The organism is Streptomyces sp. NPDC060232, from assembly GCF_042726555.1.
GTDB lineage: Bacteria > Actinomycetota > Actinomycetes > Streptomycetales > Streptomycetaceae > Streptomyces.
Genome location: NZ_JBHXAG010000001.1, coordinates 593,348 through 615,498, shown reverse-complemented (window position 1 = coordinate 615,498; position 22,151 = coordinate 593,348). Strand labels below are relative to the sequence as shown.

The following is a 22,151-nucleotide window of genomic DNA, read 5'->3' as shown; positions in this document are numbered from 1 at the left end:
CGGGACGAGACGCGACATAGCCGAAACGCTCATCCGCATACGCGAGCGTCCACAGGGGTGCCCGCGTCCGCGTCCTCCCCGCATGACCGCAGCTGTTCCCCCCGCCGGCCGGCTGACCCGTGCCCGCACCCGCCGGTGGTCGTGGACAATGTCCGTGACCCAAGTCGACCAGGGGGAACGGATCATGCGTGTCGGGGTGTACCTGGCTCATCCGCGGGCGGGCAGTTTCAACCATGCGGTGTTCGACGCCGTCGTGGAGGAGTTGCAGGGGCGAGGGTGCCAGGTGGTCGCGCACGATCTGTGCGCCGAAGGCTTTCCGCCCCTGCTTTCCGCCGGGGAGACGGGCACCGTCTCCTCCGCTCCGGGCGCCGACGATCCGCAAGTGGCCCTGCACCGGCGGGAGGTGGCCGCGCTGGACGCCATGGTGTTCGTCCACCCGAACTGGTGGGGCATGCCGCCGGCCGTCCTTACGGGCTGGGTGCAGCGGGTCCTGGTGCCCGGCGTCGCCTACAAGCTGGGCAGCGCGGACGGCGAGCCCGCGGGGCTGCTGAAGGCGGGCCGGGCCCTCGTGCTGAACACCTCCGACACCCCGGGCGAGCGCGAGGAGAGCGAGTTCGGTGACCCGCTGCAGCGGATCTGGGCGGCGTGCGTCCTGCCGTACGTGGGAGTGGCCGACGTACGACGGATCGTTTTCCGCACCGTCACCGACTCGACCGACGCAACGCGCCTGGACTGGCTCCACCAGGCCCGCCGGGAAGCCGCCGCGCTGACGACCTGACCGTCGTCAGGGGGCCGGGACCGTGACCGCGGGGCTGTTCCAGCCGGAGATCCGCAGCCGGGGGGCCGAGCCGCGCAGATCCGCCGTCCGGTACGTCGCCGTCAGCGTGGCCGACTCGCCCGGCCACAGGCTGACCTGGTTGTCGCTCCACCGCACCGGCAGCGCCGGTTCCCCCGAAGCCCGCACGAGGTGGACGTCCGTGAGCAGCGCCGGGGTGCTGCCGGTGCCCGCGTGCCGCAGGGTCACGGTCGTCGTGGACGTCCCCGAGGCGTCGTCCGCCGTCGTCGACGCCGTCGCCGTGACCGCCGTCCGCGCCATCGAGTTCAGCCCGCGGAGGTCGGCGTAGGTGGTGGTGGGGGTGTGGAACCAGTCGCTGCGCCCGTAGTCGAGGACGTCCGCCTCGGTGGACAGCCAGTAGACGTTGCGGCTCACCTCGCGTCCGGCGGCGTCGGAGAGCAGCAGTCTGGCCAGGTAGGTGGTGGGCAGGCCGGGTACCGACTCGGGGAGCGTCAGCGCGGTGCTGCTCACACCGCCGCCCGCGACGCTCAGGCCGGTCACCGTCCGGTCGTACTTCTGCGTGCCGTCGGGGGCGAAGAGCGTCACCTGGGCCGTCAGCCCGGACGCCGGTGCGGGCCGGTTGTTGACGACCGCCACGGAGTGGTCGTCGTACCCGTACTGCACGTGCAGGGGCTCGTTCGCCTTCTTCGCGCCGAAGTAGGCACCGCCCTGGTCGAGGTAGCGGTCGACGAGCTGCCAGTGGAGTGAGGTCCAGCCGCTGTTGAACATCCAGTAGATGACGCCGGTCGACGGGTCCGAGGGGTCCTTGGCGTTGCGGGCGTACGCCTCGAACTGCGCGCGTACGTTCTCGTACTGGGCGAGCTGCGCCTTGTGTACGTAGTCCTCAAGGCTCGCCGGGGCGCCGTAGCGGGCGGTGAGGGCGGTGTCGTACAGCTCCAGCGTGTCGAAGGTGGCGGACGGGGAGCGGTGGTACTGGGCGGCTGCCGGGTCCTTCCACAGGGTTTCGAGCTCGGCCGGGGTCATCATGCGGCGCAGTGTGTCGAGGGTGGGGACGTCCGGGCCGGCGCTGGTCTCGGAGTTGAATCCGCTCGCTCCGCCCTCGCGCTTGTCGTACCAGTAGGCCGGCGGGACCCAGTCGTACGGTCCGGTCATCTTCATCCCGGACCGGCCGGTGACGGGGGACGAGGCGTCCGATGCGGCGGGGATCACCGGAGCGTGCCAGTCGGCGGCCTTCAGCGCGTCGAGGTAGCCGCGCTCGATCTCCTCGTTCGGGGCGGCGTCACTGCCGATCAGGAAGGAGATCACGCCGGGGTGGTGACGCAGGCGGGCGGCTTCGGCGGCCATGGAGGCGCGGGCGGTCGAGTGGTCGGCGGCGGACCACCGCTCCCCGGCGCCGTCGCGGTTGAACTCGCCCTCCCATTTGGTGCAGCACTCCCAGCCGGGGAGGGTGAGGATGCCGTACCGGTCGGCAAGGTCGAAGAACTCGTCGGGCTCGATGTGTCCTTCCAGGCGAAGGGTGTTCAGGCCCAGGTCGAGGGCGTACTTGAGGCGGTCCTCGGTATAGGTCGGGTCCCAGCGCAGGAACTCGTCGGGAGACCAGCCGGCGCCCTTGATGAGCAGCGGACGGCCGTTGACCTCGTACTGGCGGGCGCCGTCCGCGTTGAGGGGCGCTCGTACGTCGCGGATGCCGAAGGGCTGATGGGCCGTGTCGGAGGGGGTGGCGGTGCCGGTCACGGTGGCGGTCAGGTCGAGCTCGTACATCGGCTGGTCGCCCAGGTGGGCGGGCCACCACACGCGGGGCGACTTCAGCCGCAGCGCGGGGTGTTCGGCAGGTGAGAAGGCGACCGTCCTGGTCTCGTGGGGAGCGAGCGTGACGCTGCGGGCGAAGGCGGCATCGGGATCCCGGGCCGGGCCATGGCTCGGGCCCTGGCTCTGGCCCTGGCCCTGGCCCTGGCCCTGGCCCTGGCCCCGGACCACGGTGCCGGACAGCGTCGTGGTGACGGTGGCGTCGGAGTCGTTGCGTAGCCGGGCCTTGACGGTCAGGTCGGCCGTTGCCATGGACGGCATGGCCAGGGCGGAGACGACGTGCGCGTCGCGCAGGGCGACCGGTCCGGCGCGGCGGACGGTGACGTCGCGGACGATGCCCATGTTCTCGTCCGGGGGCGGTTGCAGCCAGTCGAGCCAGCCCATCGTGAGGTGCTTGCGCGGGTTGTTGGGCTGGATCCGGAAGGCGACCGTGTTGGTACCGGCCCTGATGAGGGCGGTGACGTCGAACTCGTGCCGGGTGTACGCGCCGGCGACGGAGCTCGTGGTGGCGATCCGGCGGCCGTTGACGAAGACGTCGGCGGCGGAGATCACGCCGCTGAAGTCCAGGTGGGTACGGGCGGTCGTGTCGGCGACCGTGAAGTCGGAGCGGTACCACCAGGGCACGGAGAAGTCGGCGGCGGGGATCAGTTCCTGTTGGGTGGAGTGGAAGGGGTCCGGGTGGACGCCGGCTGCGAGCAGTGCGGCGAGGACGGTGGAACGGGGCCCTGCGGGGTACCAGCCGGTGGCCGGATATCCGGGGCTGGAGACGGTCGCCGCCGTGTCGGCGACCTTCGCGGTGGACTGGACGGCGTAGCCGGAGAGCGGGGTCGCGCTGCCGGGCGCGGCGGGCACGACGGTCGTGGCCGCGGCCGTCACTGAACGCGGTGGTGCCCCGGCGCCCTGTGCGGCGGGGGCGGTACGAGCGGCGGGAGCGGCGCCGGACGTGCCCGCGGTGAGGACGAGGACCAGGCCGGCCACGGCGAGGGCAACGGCCCTCGCGTGGTGGTGGGCGAGGCTGCGGGGCACGGGGCCTCCCGGGGGACCGGGCCCGGGATCACGCGTGCCGGACGGCGGGCGCGGCCGATCCGTGGGGCTGCTCGTCGGGGTGGGACGGCCCGCCCGTCACGCGGCGGCCGGGCCGGAGGGCACCGAGTCTGCCACGGGCGCGGCCCCGTGCGGCGGCGACAGCCCGGTGACCGCGGAATCTCTTCCGGGTGCGTCGCCGGTGCTGTGTGCGGGCAGCCCTCGGTGGAGGACTCGCCGCCTGCGCCGTGGCAGGTGCACGGACGTGCGGCGGTGTCGACGTCGTACCAGGCGATGCCCGCACTCCAGCAGCCGCGGACGAACGCGGGGAAGCTCCGCTCGCCTGCCTGGTGCGCGCGCAGCACCGCGATCAGGCCGGCCCGGTCGAAGGGCGGCGCGGCGGCGGAGGTGGCCGTGCTCGGTCAGTAGAGGAAGGCATGGGACGGGACGGCCATGCGGCAGTGGGTCACACCGGCCTGGCGCAGGCTCCCGCCTCGCCGAATCACAGCGGGACCGATGGTTCGACGAACCAGAACGCCGCGGAATCAACCGCAGGCGTCGGGCGACGAAGGCCGGGGCGGCGAGGACATGTGACCATGCCGCAAGAATTGTTGAAAGTTGCCACAATGGCCTGGAATCTTCGCTCAATTTGGTGACTTGCGCACTGATGTTTCATCATCGTGACTGCACGTCAGCTTTCGACGTGCAGTCGAGGAGGCGGGGGCGCCGGGGGGGTCCCCGTTCGTACCGGCAGATGCGGCAGGCGAGTTCATCCCATCGCCGAGCCCCGCCGCGGCTCCCGTCCCACTTCCGTCACCTAGGCAAAGGCCCATGTCCGCCCAGCAACTCTCGGACCTCATACGTTTCGCCCGTCACAACTCGCCCTACTACCGGGACCTCTACGCGTCCCTGCCGCCGGACACCGACCGGCTCGCCGACCTTCCGGTGGTCGACCAGAAGTCCTTCTGGGCGGCCAACACCCTGCACGACAGCCGCGTGCTGACCGGGCCGCTCAGCGAGGCCACGGTCTACAAGACCGGCGGCACCACCGGGTCCCCCAAGTTCTCCGTCTACACCCGGGACGAGTGGCGCACCTTCGTCACCACCTTCGGGCAGGGCCTCGTGGACACAGGGCTGCGTCCGGGACACCGCGTCGCCGACCTCTTCTACGCCGGGGAGCTGTACGCCAGCTTCCTGTTCATCCTCGACTCGCTCGCCCACGCGCCCGTGGACAACGTCCGCCTGCCCATCGGCGGCGGCGCGCCGCTGGAGTCGACGATCCCCACGCTGCGCGATCTCGCCGCCCAGGTACTGGCCGGCACGCCCACCACCCTGTGCCGGCTCGCCGAGCAGGTCCTCGCGTCCGGTGCCCGGCTCGACTCCGTCGAGCTGCTGCTCTTCGGCGGCGAGGCGCTCTTCGCGGACCAGCGGCGCCTGCTGGCCACGGCGTTCCCCGGCGCCGAGGCCCGCTCCGTCGGCTACGCCAGCGTCGACGCCGGCCTGCTCGGCCGTCCCGTGCCCGGCGCCGATGCCCGGGTGCACCGGGCTTTCACCCCGCACTCGGTCGTCGAGATCCTCGACGACTCCACGGACGAGCCCATCACCGAACCGGGTCGCCCCGGCCGGGTCGTCGTCACGAGCCTGTTCCGCCGCCTGATGCCGATCATCCGCTACCCCGCCGGCGACCGGGCCGAGTGGACCGGCACCGGGCCGGGGCACTTCCGGATCCTCGGCCGCGCCGAGGAGGGCGTACGGGTCGGCCCGGTCTCCCTCTACACCCAGGACGCCCAGGATGCCGTGGCCTCGGCCGACACCGCCGGACAGGTGGTCGGCATGCAGCTCGTCGTCCGCCGCTGGGAGGGCCGCGACGGGCTCGTCCTGCGGCTGGCGACCACTCCCGGGGAGGAACGGGCCGGCGAACCGGCCGCGGAGCGGCGTGAGGCGCTCGCCCGGGCCGTCGTCGCGGAGCTGGAGACCGTACGGCCGCTGTACCCCGACAGTGTGCGCGCCGGGTTCGTGCACCCGCTGTCCGTGGAGTGGGCGCGCCACCGGGACCTCGCCGTCAACCCGCGCTCGGGCAAGCTCGTCCGGGTCCTGGACGAGAGGCCGACGGTATGACCGCCCCCCGTCCCGCAGCCCCGCTGATCCTGCGCAACCGCGCCTTCGCCGCCGTGTGGCTGGGCCAGGTCCTCACCCAGGCCGCCGTGCGCATGTTCCAGGTCGGCGTGTCCTGGTGGATCGTGGCCTACGCGGTGCGCGACGCCCGTGGTCTGGCCTCCGGGCTGTTCATGGCCGCCTGCACGCTTCCCGCCGTGGTGCTGGCTCCCGTGGTGGCCGGGGCCGTGGGCCGGTTCGCCCACCGTTCGGTGCTGCGCAGCGCGGCCGGTCTGGCCGCGGCCACCGCGGGCGTCCTCGCGGTGTGGGCGCAGGGCGGCGGACCGCCGCTCGCCGGGGTCTACGCCGCCGCTCTGGCCCTGGCCACCTGCCAGGCGTTCTTCGATCCCTGTCTGACCACCTCGGTGCCCGAACTCGTCGACGACGCCGACATCGAGACCGCGACCGGATTCGAGCTGTCCACCCAGTCCCTGGCGGGCCTGGGCGGAGCGCTGCTCGGCGCCCTGACGGTCGACCGGGCCGGTGTCGCGGGACTGGCCGCCGGCTGCGCGGCCGCCTACGCCGGGGCCGCCGTCCTCGTCGCGAGCGCGCGCTTCCGCGCCACCGGCACCGCGCAGACCGGCCGGGCCGACCCCGCCGCCTCGGCCCCGCCCGCGCAGCGTCCGCTCCGCCGCATCCTCGGCGACCTGCCCTACGTACGGCGGATCCTGGTCTGCTTCACCGCGGCCAACCTCTTCACCGCCGCCGTGTTCGTCGTCATCCCCCTCTACACCCGCTCCGTCCTCGGGGGCGGCGGCGGCACGGTCGCCCTGCTGGAGGCCTCCCTGGGCGGGGGCGCCCTCGTCGGTGCCTTCACGGGCACCCGCGTGCCGGGGCGGCCCACGGTCGCCGGTGCCTGCTGTCTGGGCCTGATGGCCCTCGCGCTGGCGCTGCCCGGCCTGTTCTCCCACCTCCCGGTCGTGGCGGGCTGCCTGGCGGTGGCAGGCTGGTGTGCCGGGGCCGTCAGCGTCCGCTTCGTGGCGCTCTTCCAGCGGCTGGTGCCGACAGCCGACAAGCCCGGCTTCTTCGCCGTGATGCAGGCCGTACTGGGCGCCTCCCTGCCGGTGGCGTCCCTGGTCTTCGGCTCCGCCGGCGACTTCCTCTCCCCGCAGACGCTCTGCCTGGTCCAGGGCGCCGGCCTGCTGCCCGCCGCCTGCGCGCTGGCCCTGCTGGGGTCCCGTACTCCCGAACCGGCACCCTCGGCGGAGCCGGTACCCCCAGCAGAACCGGCGGCGCCCTCCGTGGAGCCGGAGACCGTGGGTGGCGCCCGGTGAAGACCCCCGTCATCACCCCCGCCACCAGCGCGGACATCGCCGAACTGCGGCAGCTCTACTACGCCGTCTACGGTCCGCACTACCCCGTCGCCCTCGGTACGGACCCGGCCGAGATGGCCCGGCTCATGGCCGACCCGCACTCCTTGTGGCTCGTCGCCCGCTGCCCCGCCACCGGGGCCCTGGCCGCGTCCGCCGCCATCCACGGCGAGGCCGGCAGCCGCATCGCCCGGCTGGAGGGCATCGCCGTGCACCCCGAGCACCGCTCGGCGGGTCTGGCCGCCACGCTGACCGAGGCGCTCTGCGCCGAGATGCTCGACACCGGCCGGCTGGACTCGGTGTACGCGACCGTCCGCACCGTCGGCTCCGGTCCGCAGCGGGTCGTCGCACGCAACGGCTTCCGGCCGCTCGGCATCCTGCCCAACGCGGTGGACCTCCGCAGCCGCGAGAGCCTCGCGCTCTACGCGCGTCACTCCCCCGGTGTGCTCGACCGCCGGGTACCCGTCGCCGAAGTGCCCGCCGTGCTCATGCCGTTGCTGCGCACGGCCGGGGCGGCCCTCGGCATCGGCTACCCGGGGGTGCGGGCCGCCTCCGGCCGGCACCCGGCGCCTGCGCCGCAAGGTGTCGTCGAACGACTGGAGTTGATCGAGGCTCCGGCGTTCGTACGCCGCCGCTTCCGCGAGCGCTTCCCCGACACGGAGGGCTGGTTCTACCCGCTGCACACCCCCAACGTGCTGCTCACGCCGGAGGACGGCCGGTTCGAGGTCTACGCCTACCTCAACCGCACCGGCGGCTACTGCTCCCTGCTGACCGCCCATCCCGACCCGGCCGCCGCGGCCGACCACCTCGAACCCGTCACCCGGGCCCTGGCCCGCGCGGGCGCCGGCTACGTGGAGGCCCTGGTGCCGCTCGCCCACCAGGAGGCCCTCTCCGCCTTCCTGGCCCACGGGTTCGTCGCCGGAGCCCTCTACCCGGCGATGCGCGCGGACAGCGACGGCTTCCACGACTACGCCGTCCTGTCGCGCTCCAGCGAGCGGATCGACTTCCGCGGCGTCGCCGTCGAACCGCCCCTCCAGCCCTACCTGGACTGCTACGCGTCGGCCTGGGCGTCGGCGCACCTGCCCACACCATCCGAGGTTGCCCCATGAACCGCATGAACCCCCACCTCGCGCCGGTCGCCGTACCCGACCCGGCCCTCCTGCCGCACGTACAACAGCTGTGCGACCTGACCGACCCCTACGCCCACGGGCCCGCGGTGGACGAGCTGTTCGCCGCCGCCATGGCGGAGACCAACGCCTGGCACACCGAACGCTCCCCGTTCTTCCGCTCCTTGTACGAGGCGACTCCCCCGGCGGAGCCGGAGCCGTACCGTGCGCCACTCGTCCACGCGAACTTCTTCAAGCGCCACGAGGTGCTCTCCATCCCGCGCGAGGACGTCGAACTGCACCTGACCTCGTCCGGCACCACCGGCCAGAAGTCGCAGATGTTCTTCGACCACTGGACCATCCGCTCGGCCCAGCGCATGGTCGCCCGGATCTTCGAGCGCAACGGCTGGATCACCCCGGACCAGGAGGTCAACTACCTCCTCTACAGCTACGAGCCGGCCCCGTCCCTGAACCTGGGCACCGCCTTCACCGACAACTACCTGTGCGACTTCGCCCCGGCACGCAGCGTGGAGTACGCGCTGCGCAACACGGGCAGCGACCACGAGTTCGACCCCTTCGGCTGTATCGCCGCGCTGCGCCGCTTCGAGCGGGAGGACGCCCCGGTCCGCATCCTCGGCTTCCCCGCCTTCCTCTTCTTCACCCTGGAGCGGATGCGGGCCATGGGAATGGCGCCGCTGCGCCTGCCCGAGGGCTCGCTGGTCGTCCTCGGCGGCGGCTGGAAGGGCCACGCCGACCGGCGCATCGAGAAGGAGGAGCTGTACGCCCGCGTCACCGAGCAGCTCGGCATCCCGGGTGAGCGGATCCGGGACACCTTCGGGTCGGTGGAGCACTGCATCCCGTACATCGAGTGCGACCACCACCGGCTGCACGCCCCCGTCTGGTCGCGGGTGACGATCCGGTCCACCCGGACCCTGGAGCCCCTGCCGTACGGGGAGCGCGGCTACCTGCACCTCGTGTCGCCGTACATCACCTCGGTGCCGGCGCAGAGCGTGGTCATGGGCGACCTCGCCTCCCTCCAGCCGGGCGAGGCCTGCGGGTGCGAGCTGGAGACCCCCTGGTTCACCGTCCACGGCCGTGCCGGGGTGAGCCGCAACCGGAGCTGCGCCGTGGCCGCGGCGGAACTGATGAAGGGAATGGCGTGACCATGAGCGTGCACCACCACTACTGGCAGGGTTCCTTCGTCGGCGACGAGGAGGCCGGGCGGCGCCTCACGGAGCTGCCGACCGCCGTCGAGGCCGCGCTGGCGACGGACTTGGAGACCGAGACCGTGCTGGCCGCCTGCGACGCCCTCGCCGGCGCGCTGCGCGACCCGGCCCACCCCGTACACGGCCGGCTCGCCCCGCACCTGCCGGAGGGCGAGGACCCGGCGGTGCTGGCCGAGCTCGGCGCGCTCCTCGGCCGGCGTGAGCTGACCCGCAAGCTGCGCCGGGAGCTGGGCGGCACGGCTCCGGGCCGGCTGAACCGGGCCGATCCCCGCGAGACGGTCTACGAGGCGTGGGCGCCTCTCGGCCTGGTCGCCCACATCGCCCCGGGCAACGCGGCGACGGTGGCACCGCTGAGCATCGTCGAGGGCCTGCTCGCCGGCAACGTCAACATCCTCAAGACCAGCAGCGCCGACACCCTGTTCACCCAGCACCTGATGGCCGAGCTGGCGGCCCTGGACCCCAGTGGTGCGCTGGCCGCGCGGGTCGTCGTCCTGCGGTTCCCGTCGTCCCGTCAGGAGTGGCTGCGCCTGATGTGCGCGCCCGCGGACGCCGTCGCCGTGTGGGGCGGGGAAGGCGCCGTGGAAGGCGTGGCGGCCCATGTGCCGGCCGGTTGCCGGCTGGTGGAGTGGGGGCACCGGATCTCCTTCGCCTACCTGACGCGTGACGCCTGGTCGGACGCCGTCACGCTCGGGGCGCTCGCGGACGACGTGTGCCTGCACGAGCAGCAGGCGTGCTCCAGCCCCCAGGTGGTGTACCTCGACACCGAGGACGAGGGTGAGGTGTTCGCCTTCGCCGAGCGGTTCGCCGCCGTGCTCGCGGCCCGGCCGCCGGCGGTGGGCGCCGCCGTGTCCGCGGTCGGGCCGGACCCGGCCGAGGACGCGGAGCTGACCACCACCGAGCTGGTGGCACGGCTGGAGGAACACCTGGGTCTGACCCGGGTGTTCGCCGCACCCGACGGTTCGTGGCGGGTCATGGCCGACACCCGCTCCCCGCTCACGGCGTCGCCGCTGCACCGCAGCGTCTGGGTCAAGCCGCTGCCGCGGAAGCGGCTGATCTCCACCCTGCGCCCGATGCGCCGTTACCTGCAGACGGCGGGCCTCGCGGGCAGCCGGACCGACATCGCCGAGCTGTCCCGTACCGCGCTGGCCGCCGGCGTCACCCGGGTGACGCCCGTCGGGGCCATGCTGGAGAGCTATGCGGGCGAGCCGCACGACGGCGTGTACGCCCTCCAGCGCTACAGCCGCCGCGTCGCGGTCCAGGCCGACCCGGCGCTCTTCGCCACCACCGCCTGCCTGGACGACCTGGCCAGGCCCGTCGTACTGCCGTCGCCCGCGGGCCCGCTGCTGGGCAAGGAGGACGTTCAGGAGCCGGGCCGGAAGGTGGCGCGCGCCGACGCCGAGCTGTACTTCCGCAGCGGCGGCAGCACGGGCGCGCCCGCGTTGTCGATCTTCAGCTACGACGACTACGACACGCAGATGCACGCCGCCGCCCGCGGCCTGCTCGCGGCCGGCTACGACCCGGTCGGGGACCGCACCGCCAATCTCTTCTACTGCGGCGCCATGTACGGCAGCTTCATCAGCTTCTTCTCCGTACTGGAACGCCTCGGCGGGGTGCAGCTGCCCCTGTCGGCCGGCCCCGACCACCGCGCGACGGCGCGGGCGCTGATCGACCACGGGGCCGACACCCTCTTCGGGATGCCCTCCTACCTGTGGCAGCTGCTGCATGCGGAGGCGGACACCCTGCGTGCGTACGGCGGCCTGCGCAAGGTGTTCTACGGCGGCGAGCACTTCACCGCGGAGCAGCGGCGCACGCTCAAGGACACCTTCGGCATCGAGGTGATCCGCTCGATCACCTACGGCAGCACGGACCTCGGGCCGCTGGGCTACCAGTGCACCGAGAGCTCCGGCGGCGTCCACCACCTGCACGCCGACCTGCACACCATGGAGGTCCTGGAGCTGGCCGAGGACCGGCCGGTGACGCCCGGCGAGACGGGCCGGCTGGTCTTCAGCACGCATGCCCGGCGCGGCCAGGACCTGGGCCGGTACGTGATCGGCGACCTCGGCCGGGAAATCCCGGGCCGCTGTCCGTGCGGACGGCACGCGCCGCGCTTCGAACTGCAGGGCCGCACGGGTGACGTGATGCGGGTGGCGACGTACTTCCTCAACCACCGGCGGTTCCTGGACCTGGCGGGGAAGCCCGGCGGGCACCGCGGCGAGCTCCAGATCCGGCTCGATGCCATGGACGCGCGCGAGCGGCTGACCGTACGCGTGGAACGGGCCGCGGCCACGGATCCGGAACGGCTGCGGGAGGTCTTCCTGGCGGGCTACCCGGAGCTGCGGTCGGCGGTGGCGGAGCGGCTGCTGGACCTGGTGGTCGAGGCTGTCGACGGTGCTTCGCTGGACCGCAGCCCGACCAGCGGCAAGCTCCTGGCGGTGGTGGACGCCCGCCGGTAGGCCGTCTCCTCCAGTCGGTGGCCGGGGCGGGTCGTCTCACCAGCCCCGGCTGCCTGGTTCCCCTTTGAAGGGTCCCGTGATCTCGTCGGTGATCCAGCCGCCGTAGAAGCCGCCCGGCTGGGCCCGAACCGGCTCTCCGTCCACCGTGCACGCCTCCACCCGGTCGGCGCGGAACGCGAGATGGCCGGCGATCGGTGCGTAGGCCGGGGTCGGCACCTCGTAGCTCCACGCGATGTCGGGCACGGGCGGCAGGCCGGGCTCCCGGCCGAGGGTCCAGTAGGTGGCCGTGCCCTTCCACTCGCACACGCTCCGGTTCGCCGAGGCGCGCAGGAGGTCCATGCGCACATCGGCCCGCGGAATGTAGAAGACCGGCGGATGGCTGGTCTCCAACACCCGGAGGCAGCGGCGGGAGTCGGCCAGGACCACGCCCGCGTCCCGCACCACCACGTGCCGTGCGTCGGGCTCGATCCGGGGCGGGCGCGGATAGTCCCACACCGATTCCGTCCTGGGCGTGTGTGTGCGGTTCGTGCTCATGGGGCCTCCCGTCGGTGCGGTCGTTGTCCGGCGGACGGGTCCGCCAGGTCGCCTCCGGCGCGGACCAGGAAGACCTCGTCGGGGAAGCACCAGGCCCAGTCCTCGTCCGCCGCGAGCGACACGGCGACCGGGTGCCCGCTCTCCACATGGTGCCCGTAGGCGTGGCGGCCCCTGGAGCTGTCGCAGCACCCGACGTATCCGCAGGTGACGCATCGGCGCAGCCGCACCGGGCGCAGCCCGCGCGCCTGGCACGCCGCGCATGCGGCGGGCGACGCGGCCGCATTCGGCCTCCAGTCCTCCAGGAGGTCGAGATGCGCGCACGCGCGTCCCTCCGGGCGTCCCGCGTCGGGCGCGACGCGCCACTTCTCCGGTCCTCCCATCAGGCCTCCGCTTCGCTGCCGGTCGGCGTCCGCCGCTCGCGTACGCCTCTTGTCTTTCGTCTTCGGGTGGAGCGGCCCGGACGGATGCGCCGCGGGGCACCCCCGCCGTCACAGTTGCCCGCTCCTCGGCCCGCCGGCGAACACCGCCGCGCCGCCGGCGTGGCCGGAGCCACCCCTCCTCAGCGGGTGGGGTAGTCCGTGTAGCCGCGGGCGTCGCCCCCGAAGAAGGTGGACGGGTCCGGGGTGTTGTACGGACCTTCGGTGCGCAGGCGGTCCGGCAGGTCGGGGTTGGCGAGGAACAGCGCGCCGAACGCGACGAGGTCGGCGGTGCCGTCCTCGACGAGCGCGAGGGCCCGGTGGTCGGTGGGACCCTCGGTCGCCGGGTTCAGCACGAGGAGCCCGGAGAACTGCTTGCGCAGGGCGAGGGTCGTCTCCCGCACCTCGGGGGCGTACTCCAGTACGTGCAGGTAGGCGAGCCCGAGGCCGTCGATCTCCTTGACCAGCGCCTCGTAGACGGGCTGCGGGTCGGGCTCGGAGATGTCGTTGTACGGATTGCCGGGCGAGACGCGCAGAGCCGTACGGTCGGCGCCGATCGCGGCGGCGACCGCCTTGACCACCTCGACCGCGAAGCGGATGCGGTTCTCGGCCGGGCCACCCCACTCGTCGGAGCGCAGGTTCGAGCCGGGGGCCAGGAACTGGTGGATCAGGTAGCCGTTGGCCCCGTGCAGCTCCACGCCGTCGAAGCCCGCCTCGATGGCGTTGCGGGCGGCCTCGGCGTAGTCGGCGATGGTCGCGCGCACCTCGTCGCCGGTCAGTTCGCGGGGGGTCACGAAGTCCTTCATGCCCTCGCCGGTGAACAGCTGCCCCTCGGGGGTGACCGCCGACGGGGCCACCGGGACGAGTCCGTCGGGCAGCAGTGACGGGTGGCCGATCCGGCCGGAGTGCATCAGCTGGGCGAAGATCCGCCCGCCGGCCGCGTGGACGGAGTCGGTGACCTCGCGCCAGGCCGCGACCTGCTCCGCGCTGTGCAGGCCGGGGGTGAAGGGGTACCCCTGTCCGACGACCGAGGGCTGGACGCCCTCGCTGATGATCAGGCCGGCCGAGGCGCGCTGGGTGTAGTACTCGGCGACGAGCGGGGTGGCGATGCCGCCCTCTCCCGCGCGGCTGCGGGTCATCGGAGCCAGGGCGATCCGGTTGGAGAGGGTGGCGCCGGCCATGCGGACCGGGTCGAAAGCGCTGGTCATTTTCGCCTCACAGAGATATTTGGTCGGCCAATGAATGGCTTCGAGATGCAGCGTACTCCATTACTTGGTCGGCCAAGGTAAAATCTGAGCGGTGGGTAGGATCGTCGGAGACGAGCGGCGGTCCGGGCGGGGCCCCGCCCCCACCGCCCCCACCGGGCCCGCCGCAGCCGACGCAGGAGGAGCGAGCCATGACCGCGGAAACCGCCCCCGACACGCGCACGCCCCCGCAGTGCGCGGCGGCGCCCAGCGCCGTGCTCGACGGGCCGGTGAGCCATGCGATCAGCCGGGTGGCCCGGCTCCACCGGATCGCCGCGGGCCGTCTCCTGCGGGACCTGGGACTGCATCCGGGTCAGGAGTTCCTGATGATGCACCTGTGGGACAGCGGGGCCGTGCGCCAGTCGGAGCTGATCAAGGCGGTCGGACTGGACCCCTCGACGGTGACCAAGATGCTCCAGCGCCTCGAACAGTCCGGGCACGTGAGGCGCCGCCCCGACCCCGCCGACCGGCGGGCCTCCCTGGTCGAGGCGACGGAGGCGAGCTGCGGCCTGCTCGTCGAGGTCCGGGGGGCTTGGGGCGAGCTGGAACGCCTGACCCTGGACGGTCTGGACGACGCCGAGCGCGCCGAGCTGGGACGCCTGCTGGGCAAGGTGGAGGGGGCACTGTGCGCGTCGGTCGCCGGGGGCGGCGGCACCGAGTGCGGGACGACCGGCGAAGGACCCGAACACCCGATCGACTGTTGAGCCGAGCGCCGGGCGCCCGCCCGGCCCGCCCCTACGGTCTCCCTACGGCCTCCCCACGGCCTCCCCACGGCCTCCCCGCTGCTCCCGCGCGGTCGAGCCCGGCATGCCCGGCCGCGGCGGTGGCCGTAGCCTTTGTCCCGTGCGCCACACCACCGCGGCCGCGGCCGTGACGACCGCTCTCTGCGCGGCCGCACTGGCCTGTTCCACGCAGGCCGCTCCGCCGCGGTCGCCGGCCGGGCCGCCCGACCCGCCGGCCCGGTTCACCGCGCGGGTGACGGCCGTGCCCCAGGAGAGGCTGGGCGCCTCCTACCGGGTGGGCTGCCCTGTCCCGCCGGATCGGCTCCGGCTGATCCGCATGAACCACTGGGGCTTCGACGGCCACACCCACACCGGCGAGATGGTCGTCCACGAGAACGCCGTCCGCCCCGTCCTCCACGCCTTCGAGCGGGCCTTCGAGGCCCGGTTCCCGATCCGCCGGATGCGCGTGATGGCCGAGTACCGCGACGACGCGGAGGCCATGGCCGACGACAACACCTCGGCCTTCAACTGCCGTCCGGTCACCGGCGATCCCCGGCGCCTGTCACAGCACGCCTGGGGCGACGCGGTCGACGTCAACCCCGCCGAGAACCCGTACGTCGACATCCGCGGGGTCGTCCACCCGCCGAGCGCCCGCACCCACCTGCGGCGCTCCCCGGCGCGCCCGGGGCAGATCCACCCGGACGACGCGCTCTCCGCGGCCTTCCGCGAGGTGGGATGGCAGTGGGGTGGCCGCTGGGCCAACCCGGACTACCAGCATTTCTCCGCCAACGGCGAGTGAGTGCCGGGGCCCGCCACGCGGGTGACACCGGCGTGTGCACGACGGCCCCTCCCGTAGAGACCCCTACAGTCGCGATTCGAGATGATTCGTCCTGTTTGGGGGATTCGCGTTGCGTCGACTCGCCGTTGCTCTCGCCTGCGTGACCGCCCTCTCCTGCGGGGCCCTCGTCGGCCCGCAGGCCGTATCGGCCCACCCCGCGGCCGCGGCGGGCGGCGGGCGGGGCACGAACATCCTCATCGTGGGCATCGACAGTCGTGACGGGCTGTCGAAAGCCGAGAAGAACCGGCTCCACGTGGGCGGGAAGGGGTGCAACTGCACCGACGTGATGATGCTCGTGCACCTGTCAAAGGACGGACACCGGGCGAGCGTCGTCTCCATCCCGCGCGACTCCTACGTCGAATACGCCGGCGGCGCCGTCCCCGCGCGCACCGGCAAGATCAACGGTGCGTATGCCCTCGGGGGCGGTCCGCTCACGGTCGCCACCGTCGAGAAGGCCACCGGACTCCACATCGATCACTACCTGGAGACCGGTTTCACCGGCTTCGAGCGGACCGTCGACAACCTGGGCGGCGCGACCGTGTGCACGGACCGGCCGCTGAAGGACGAGAACTCCGGCCTGGACATCGGGGCCGGCCGCCACCACACCGACGGCAACCGGACGCTGCGCTACGTACGGGCCCGGCACGTCAACCTCCGGCCCGGCGATCTGGGCCGCGTCCGCCGCCAGCAGCGCGTGGTCAACGACCTGCTGGCCCGGCTCACCGTCGAGGGCGCCCTGTCCAGCCCGCTGCGTACGGCGCGGACCGTCCGCACCCTGCTGAAGACCGTGCGTACCGACGCGCGGACGGGCCCGGGCGACCTCATCCGTATCGGCTGGGCGCTCGGTCGGCTGCGTGCGGACCGGACCGAGTTCGCCACCGTGCCGATCCGGCTCTTCGACCACCGTGTGCCGGGCGTGGGGTCCACCCTCGTATGGCACGAGGCCCGGTCCGCCGCGCTGTGGGAGGCCCTGGGCGCGGACCGCCCGATCACCGGCGACACCCGGATCCAGCCCGTCGCGGAAACCCCGGCGCCGACCAACCCCGCGTCCATCACGGTCCGCGTGGACGACGCCGCCGTGGCCGCGGCCCTGAGCCGGAACGGCTTCGTCGTCACCGACGCCTCCCCGTCCGCGCCGCTCGTGCGGCCTGCGGGCCCGCCGGTCATCCGGTACGCCCCGGGCCAGGAAGAGCACGCGTCGACCCTCGCGGCCGCGCTGCCCGGCTCCCGGCTGGAGGCCGTTCCCGGCCACGACACGTACTTCGACGTCGCCGTCGGCACGGAACCGGTACAGGTCAAGACCGTCACCTACGACCGCAACATCGCCGACGGCGCCCCGGTGACCGGCGACACCCTGCGCTGCGCGGAGCCACCCGGAGCAGCGCCGGCGGGCCGGTCATGACGGCGGGCCCGGAAGATGGGTGCCGGCCCCGATGTGCGGGGCCGGCTCGCCGGGTGACGGTGGAGTGGAGGACCACCCCCGTTGCGGGCGGGGTGCGGTGTCGGCACGTCAGCGCACCCGCCTCGACCTGCAGCCTCAACGGGTCGTGCAGATAACGGCGTTGTCCGAACGGAGGCCCTCCGGCGGGAGGGATACCTTCGGGCCCGAGAGGAGCGGCGATGCCCCACCGCAACGATGAGACCCACGTCGCACGGGCCCCGCGCGCACACGGCCGTCCGCGCGCGGACCGCACCGCCGGGGAACGGCCCGGCCGGCCGGGGGCCGTTCTGGCGCTCGTCCTGACCGCCGCCGTCGCCGCGGCCGTCGCCGGCGCCGTCCTGCCCCACGGCCTGCTCCTCGCCGCCGGCCTGATCGCGGCCGCGGTGGCGGTGATCCGCTCCGGCGCGCCCCGCCGGGACCGTGAGCGCCTGCCGTGAGACGGGGCGGACCCGGCCCAGCGCCGTGCCCGCAGAGGTTCACCGGGTCACAGCACTAGCGTTCCCGGGAGGCCGGTTCCGGCAGGGCCGCGGCGGCATCCGGCACCGGGTCGGGGGACAGGCCGCCCGGACCCCGGCGCTCGGCGAACCAGGCCGCGAGGGGCTGGGTGTAGCGGGCGGTGAGCGGGCCGATGACGACCAGGATGAGGACGTAGGCGGTGGCGAGGGGGCCCAGCGCCGGTTCGATGCCGGCGGTTACGGCGAGGCCGGCGATGACGATGGAGAACTCGCCGCGGGCCACGAGTGTGCCGCCCGCCCGCCAGCGGCCCTTGACACCGATGCCCGCCCGCTTGGCGGCCCAGTAGCCGGTGGCGATCTTCGTACCCGCCGTGACCACGGCGAGCGCGAGGGCGGGCAGCAGCACGGGCGGAATGCTCGCCGGATCGGTGTGCAGGCCGAAGAACACGAAGAACACGGCGGCGAACAGGTCCCGCAGCGGGCTGAGCAGCGTGTGGGTGCCCTCGGCGACCTCTCCCGAGAGGGCGATGCCGACGAGGAAGGCGCCGACGGCGGCGGAGACCTGGAGCTGCTGGGCGATGCCCGCCACCAGCAGCGTCAGGCCGAGGACCACGAGCAGCAGCTTCTCCGGGTCGTCACTGGAGACGAAGCGGGAGATGAGTCGGCCGTAGCGGACGGCGACGAACAGCACCGCGCCCGCGACGCCGAGGGCGATGGCCAGGGTGAGGCTGCCCGCCGCCAGGCTCACTCCGGCGAGCAGGGCGGTGATGATCGGGAGGTAGACGGCCATGGCGAGGTCTTCGAGGACCAGGATGGACAGGATGACCGGGGTCTCGCGGTTTCCGAGCCGGCCGAGGTCTCCCATGACCTTGGCGATGACGCCGGAGGAAGAGATCCAGGTGACCCCTGCGAGGACGACGGCGGCGACGGGGCCCCAGCCCATCAGGAGCGCGGCGATGGCTCCGGGCAGGGCGTTCAGGGTGAAGTCGACGATCCCGGCGGGGTATTGGGTCTTGAGGTTGGAGACGAGGTCGCTGGCGGTGTACTCCAGCCCCAGCATCAGCAGCAGGAGGATGACGCCGATCTCGGCGCCGATCGCGATGAACTCCTCGCTCGCGCCCAGCGGGAGGAGGCCACCGGTGCCGAAGGCGAGGCCGGCGAGCAGGTACAGGGGAATGGGCGAGAACTTCAGGCGGCCCGCGACCCGGCCCAGCAGGCCCAGTCCGAGGATGATCGCTCCGAACTCGATGAGGAAGACGGCAGAATGCACGCGATCACTCCCGGCCGAGTATGTCGGCGGCGGCGTCCACGCCTTCGCGGGTGCCGATCAGGATGAGGGTGTCCCCGCCCGCGAGGCGGAAGTCGGGGGCCGGGGAGGGACGGGCCTCGGCCCGGCGCAGCACGGCCACGATCGAGACGCCCGTCTCGGTGCGCATCCTCGTCTCGCCGAGGAGGCGGCCGTTCCAGAGCGAGTGCGCGGAGAGTTCGACGCGCTCGGCGACCAGGCCGAGGTCGGTGGTGTGCAGGAGGTTCGGGCTGTGGTGCGCCGGCATCAGGGCGTCGATCAGCGAGGCCGTCTCCCCTCCCGTCAGATGCAGCGATTCGGCGCAGGCGTCGGGATCGTCCGCCCGGTACAGGCTGACCGTGCGGGTGCCGTCCCGGTGCGCGATGACCGACAGGTTGCGGTGTTCGCGGGTGGTGAGGTCGTACTGGACGCCGATGCCGGGCAGCGGCGTCGTACGCATCCGTGGAGCAGGCACAGCCCATCCCCCTCGTGTTGTGAGCCTTGTGACGGTGGTGCGGCACGCGGCGGATCCGAGCATGCGGAACCGGCGCGGCGGTCCATGCTGCCATGTTTCGCGATGCCCGGAATATGGGTGTCGGCACGGATGGACAGGGGCTCGCCCGGATGGTGAGGATGGGGCGGGGAAGGGTTCCGACGCAGGTCGGAGCGTGCCCGATGGGGCCTGCGGGCGCAGTCGGGGACGATGGACGGGATGGACGGGGACGGGAGGCAGCGGGCCGGAAAGGGGCATGGCCATGTCGTTGTACTGGCGGATCTTCCTGCTGAACGCCGCCGTGCTCGTCGTCGCGGTGCTGTTGCTCTTCGGGCCGGTGACCGTGTCGACGCCGGTGCTGTTCGGCGAGGCGATCGTGCTGGTCGCCGGGCTGGTCGCGATGCTGGTGCTGAACGCGGTGCTGCTGCGGATCGGGCTGGCCCCGCTGGGGCGGCTGAGCCGGGCGATGGCGACGGTCGACCTCCTCAAGCCCGGCGTCCGGCCGCAGGTCACCGGTCAGGGCGAGATCGCCGAGCTGACCGCGACGTTCAGCACGATGCTGGACCGGCTCGAAGCGGAACGGGCCACCAGCAGCGGGCGGGTCCTGTCCGCCCTCGAAGAGGAACGTCACCGCATCGCGCAGGAACTCCACGACGAGGTCGGGCAGACCCTGACCGCGGTCCTGCTCCAGATCAAGCACGCCGCCGACCGGATCCCGGAGCCGGTGCGCGGCGACCTGCACCAGGCACAGGAGACCACCCGTGCCAGCCTCGACGAGATCCGGCGCATCGCCCGCCGGCTGCGCCCGGGGGTCCTGGAGGAGCTGGGCCTGCACAGCGCGCTGCGGTCGCTGGCCGCGGAGTTCACCACGTCCCGGCTGGGTGTCAGCGCCCACATCACGCCGGGGCTGCCGGCCCTGGACGCGGCGACGGAGCTGGTGCTGTACCGCGTCGCGCAGGAGGGGCTGACCAACGCCGCCCGCCACTCGGGGGCCACCCGGGTGGAGGTGCACCTGCGTCCGGTGCCGGGCGGCGGCACGGCGCTGCTCGTCCGCGACAACGGCCGCGGACTCGGCGGCGCCGCGGAGGGTGCCGGGATCCGGGGCATGCGCGAACGCGCCCTGCTGATCGGCGCCGAGCTGCTGGTCGGCGCCGGGCCGGGCGGCGGTACCGATGTGCGCCTGAACGTCACTGCAGACCGACACGGGGGATCCAGCTCATGACCGCACCGGCCCGCATCCTGCTCGCCGACGACCACGCCCTCGTCCGCAGCGGCGTACGGCTCATCCTCGACGCCGAACCGGACCTGACCGTCGTCGCCGAGGCGGACGACGGTGCGGACGCCGTCCTGCGTGCCCGCGAGGACCCCGGTCTGGACCTCGCCATCCTCGACATCGCGATGCCCCGCCAGACAGGCCTCCAGGCAGCCCGCGAACTCTCCCGGCTGCGGCCGGGCCTGCGGATCCTGATGCTGACCATGTACGACAACGAGCAGTACTTCTTCGAAGCTCTCAGGGCCGGGGCCAGCGGCTACGTCCCCAAGTCCGTCGCGGACCGCGATCTGGTCGAGGCCTGCCGAGCGGCGCTGCGCGACGAGCCGTTCATCTACCCCGGCGCCGAGACCACCCTGATCCGCACCTACCTCGACCGCGCCCGCACCGGCGAGGCCCTTCCGTCGCGGCCCGTCACGGAACGCGAGGAGGAGATCCTGAAACTCGTCGCCGAGGGCCACACGTCGAAGGAGATCGGCGACCTCCTCGTGATCAGCGCCAAGACGGTCGAGCGCCACCGCGCCAACCTCCTGCACAAGCTCGGCCTGCGGGACCGCCTGGAGCTCACCCGCTACGCCATCCGCGTCGGCCTGATCGAACCCTGACGCCGAGTGGCACCCGCCTTCGGCGGCTGACGGGCCGGGGGGCACCCGTACATCTCTCCCACGGGCAGGGGCCGGTACCTCCACCGCGGGCAGCGCGCACCCCAACTCGGCTCACATTGCGGGCCGTTCGCACCTCACGTCGAGCTCCCCCCGGCATGAGACATCGCACAAAGAGCCCCACAAGGGCACGAACGCCTCCCGATTCTCATAAAAAAGTACCTGCCGACTGGTTTTCTTTCAGATCACCCGATTACATTGACGGCGTACCCCAGCAGACAGCGCGCCGACAGCGACCCGGGAGGACGACCACGTGGCGAGGGCCAGACAGGAACGGGCCGAGATCACCCGCCAGGCCATCCTCGACGGCGCGGCCATCGCGTTCGACGACTCCGGGTTCGAAGGCACCAGCCTCAGCGACGTCGTCAAGCACGCCGGAGTCACCAAGGGAGCGCTCTACTTCCATTTCCCGTCCAAGCAGGCACTCGCCCGTACGCTGATGGACGAACAGTTCCAGGTCTCGGAGCACCTTGCGGCGATCGAGAACCCGGGGCTCCAGACCGTCATCGACCTGACCCACCAGATGGCCCACGGGCTGCGCACCGACGTCCGTATCCGCGCCGGCATCCGCCTGGTCATCGAGTTCGGTTCCTTCACCAACCCGGACCCCGCCCCCTACGACGCCTGGATCGACACCTGCCGCAGCTGCCTGACGCCGGCCCAGCGGGTCGGTGACATCCACCCCGCGCTCGACGTCAACGCGCTCTCGGTCCTCCTCGTCGGCGCGTTCACGGGCATCCAGATCACCTCGCACGTCCGCACGCGCCGCCAGGACCTCCACGCCCGTGTCACGGACCTGTGGAACTTCCTGCTCCCCACCGTCGTCCCCGCGGACCGAATCGCCCGGTTCCACCCCGCGGGCACACCGCAGTCACACGGCTCCCCCACCGGCTGACCGCACGCACCGCACCGCACCA

Annotated in this window: 19 protein-coding genes; 13 read left to right on the top strand and 6 right to left on the bottom strand. The window is 73.0% G+C overall.

Annotated features, from left to right (window positions below; translation table 11 throughout):
* The first annotated feature begins 154 nt into the window (after nt 1–154).
* The gene (locus ACFWFZ_RS02725; RefSeq protein WP_387115503.1) at nt 155–778 is read left to right on the top strand and encodes an NAD(P)H-dependent oxidoreductase; all 624 of its coding nucleotides are present in this window, start codon (nt 155–157) and stop codon (nt 776–778) included.
* 6 nt (nt 779–784) lie between these two features.
* On the opposite strand, the gene ACFWFZ_RS02720 is transcribed toward ACFWFZ_RS02725, so the two are convergent.
* Nucleotides 785–3,628 (bottom strand): sugar-binding domain-containing protein, encoded by a 2,844-nt coding sequence (locus tag ACFWFZ_RS02720; protein ID WP_387115500.1) that lies wholly within the window; start codon nt 3,626–3,628, stop codon nt 785–787.
* A gap of 828 nt (nt 3,629–4,456) precedes the next feature.
* On the opposite strand from ACFWFZ_RS02720, the gene ACFWFZ_RS02715 reads away from it, so the two are divergent.
* Genes ACFWFZ_RS02715 through ACFWFZ_RS02695 form a run of 5 tightly spaced genes read left to right on the top strand, consistent with a single transcriptional unit; the run spans nt 4,457 to nt 11,874 of the window.
* The gene (locus tag ACFWFZ_RS02715; RefSeq protein ID WP_387115497.1) at nt 4,457–5,743 is read left to right on the top strand and encodes a phenylacetate--CoA ligase family protein; all 1,287 of its coding nucleotides are present in this window, start codon (nt 4,457–4,459) and stop codon (nt 5,741–5,743) included.
* Nucleotides 5,740–7,053, top strand: coding sequence for an MFS transporter (locus ACFWFZ_RS02710; protein WP_387115494.1), 1,314 nt, complete (start codon nt 5,740–5,742; stop codon nt 7,051–7,053). Before ACFWFZ_RS02715 ends, ACFWFZ_RS02710 begins: the two co-directional genes overlap by 4 nt.
* A complete protein-coding gene (locus tag ACFWFZ_RS02705; RefSeq protein ID WP_387115491.1) occupies nt 7,050–8,198 on the top strand; it encodes a GNAT family N-acetyltransferase in 1,149 nt (382 codons plus the stop codon). The genes ACFWFZ_RS02710 and ACFWFZ_RS02705 overlap by 4 nt, the downstream gene beginning before the upstream one ends.
* A 5-nt stretch (nt 8,199–8,203) precedes the next feature.
* Nucleotides 8,204–9,358 carry an acyl-protein synthase gene (locus ACFWFZ_RS02700; protein WP_387116300.1) on the top strand — a complete coding sequence of 385 codons (1,155 nt, stop codon included), beginning with the start codon at nt 8,204–8,206 and terminating at the stop codon, nt 9,356–9,358.
* A 2-nt stretch (nt 9,359–9,360) separates the two neighbouring features.
* Nucleotides 9,361–11,874, top strand: coding sequence for an acyl-CoA reductase (locus ACFWFZ_RS02695; RefSeq protein ID WP_387116297.1), 2,514 nt, complete (start codon nt 9,361–9,363; stop codon nt 11,872–11,874).
* A 36-nt stretch (nt 11,875–11,910) separates the two neighbouring features.
* Here the strand turns inward: ACFWFZ_RS02695 and ACFWFZ_RS02690 are convergent, their stop codons facing one another.
* The 3 genes from ACFWFZ_RS02690 to ACFWFZ_RS02680 all read right to left on the bottom strand — a co-directional run bounded on the left by ACFWFZ_RS02690 (nt 11,911) and on the right by ACFWFZ_RS02680 (nt 14,032).
* Entirely contained in the window at nt 11,911–12,408 is a 498-nt protein-coding gene (locus ACFWFZ_RS02690; RefSeq protein ID WP_387115488.1) for a DUF427 domain-containing protein, read from the bottom strand.
* Nucleotides 12,405–12,788 (bottom strand): UBP-type zinc finger domain-containing protein, encoded by a 384-nt coding sequence (locus ACFWFZ_RS02685; protein WP_387115485.1) that lies wholly within the window; start codon nt 12,786–12,788, stop codon nt 12,405–12,407. Before ACFWFZ_RS02685 ends, ACFWFZ_RS02690 begins: the two co-directional genes overlap by 4 nt.
* A gap of 179 nt (nt 12,789–12,967) precedes the next feature.
* On the bottom strand, nt 12,968–14,032 hold the full coding sequence (locus ACFWFZ_RS02680) for an alkene reductase (RefSeq protein ID WP_387115482.1): 1,065 nt from the start codon (nt 14,030–14,032) through the stop codon (nt 12,968–12,970).
* 188 nt (nt 14,033–14,220) lie between these two features.
* On the opposite strand from ACFWFZ_RS02680, the gene ACFWFZ_RS02675 reads away from it, so the two are divergent.
* The 4 genes from ACFWFZ_RS02675 to ACFWFZ_RS02660 all read left to right on the top strand — a co-directional run bounded on the left by ACFWFZ_RS02675 (nt 14,221) and on the right by ACFWFZ_RS02660 (nt 17,506).
* Complete coding sequence (locus ACFWFZ_RS02675) at nt 14,221–14,772, top strand: MarR family winged helix-turn-helix transcriptional regulator (RefSeq protein ID WP_387115479.1); 552 nt, start codon at nt 14,221–14,223, stop codon at nt 14,770–14,772.
* 139 nt (nt 14,773–14,911) lie between these two features.
* Nucleotides 14,912–15,589, top strand: coding sequence for a M15 family metallopeptidase (locus ACFWFZ_RS02670; RefSeq protein WP_387115476.1), 678 nt, complete (start codon nt 14,912–14,914; stop codon nt 15,587–15,589).
* Nucleotides 15,590–15,728: 139 nt separating this feature from the next.
* A complete protein-coding gene (locus tag ACFWFZ_RS02665; RefSeq protein WP_387115473.1) occupies nt 15,729–17,030 on the top strand; it encodes an LCP family protein in 1,302 nt (433 codons plus the stop codon).
* Between the two features lie 218 nt (nt 17,031–17,248).
* Entirely contained in the window at nt 17,249–17,506 is a 258-nt protein-coding gene (locus ACFWFZ_RS02660; RefSeq protein WP_387115471.1) for a hypothetical protein, read from the top strand.
* A gap of 55 nt (nt 17,507–17,561) precedes the next feature.
* Here the strand turns inward: ACFWFZ_RS02660 and ACFWFZ_RS02655 are convergent, their stop codons facing one another.
* Both ACFWFZ_RS02655 and ACFWFZ_RS02650 read right to left on the bottom strand, forming a co-directional pair.
* On the bottom strand, nt 17,562–18,794 hold the full coding sequence (locus ACFWFZ_RS02655) for a cation:proton antiporter (protein ID WP_387115468.1): 1,233 nt from the start codon (nt 18,792–18,794) through the stop codon (nt 17,562–17,564).
* Nucleotides 18,795–18,798: 4 nt separating this feature from the next.
* Entirely contained in the window at nt 18,799–19,284 is a 486-nt protein-coding gene (locus ACFWFZ_RS02650) for a cation:proton antiporter regulatory subunit (RefSeq protein WP_387115466.1), read from the bottom strand.
* 280 nt (nt 19,285–19,564) lie between these two features.
* On the opposite strand from ACFWFZ_RS02650, the gene ACFWFZ_RS02645 reads away from it, so the two are divergent.
* The 3 genes from ACFWFZ_RS02645 (at nt 19,565) to ACFWFZ_RS02635 (ending at nt 22,129) form a co-directional block, all read left to right on the top strand.
* Nucleotides 19,565–20,524 carry a HAMP domain-containing sensor histidine kinase gene (locus ACFWFZ_RS02645; protein WP_387116293.1) on the top strand — a complete coding sequence of 320 codons (960 nt, stop codon included), beginning with the start codon at nt 19,565–19,567 and terminating at the stop codon, nt 20,522–20,524.
* Nucleotides 20,521–21,177: a response regulator gene (locus tag ACFWFZ_RS02640; protein ID WP_387115464.1), complete on the top strand. Its 657-nt coding sequence runs from the start codon at nt 20,521–20,523 to the stop codon at nt 21,175–21,177. The genes ACFWFZ_RS02645 and ACFWFZ_RS02640 overlap by 4 nt, the downstream gene beginning before the upstream one ends.
* A 310-nt stretch (nt 21,178–21,487) precedes the next feature.
* Entirely contained in the window at nt 21,488–22,129 is a 642-nt protein-coding gene (locus ACFWFZ_RS02635; RefSeq protein WP_387115462.1) for a ScbR family autoregulator-binding transcription factor, read from the top strand.
* The last annotated feature ends 22 nt before the right edge of the window (nt 22,130–22,151 follow it).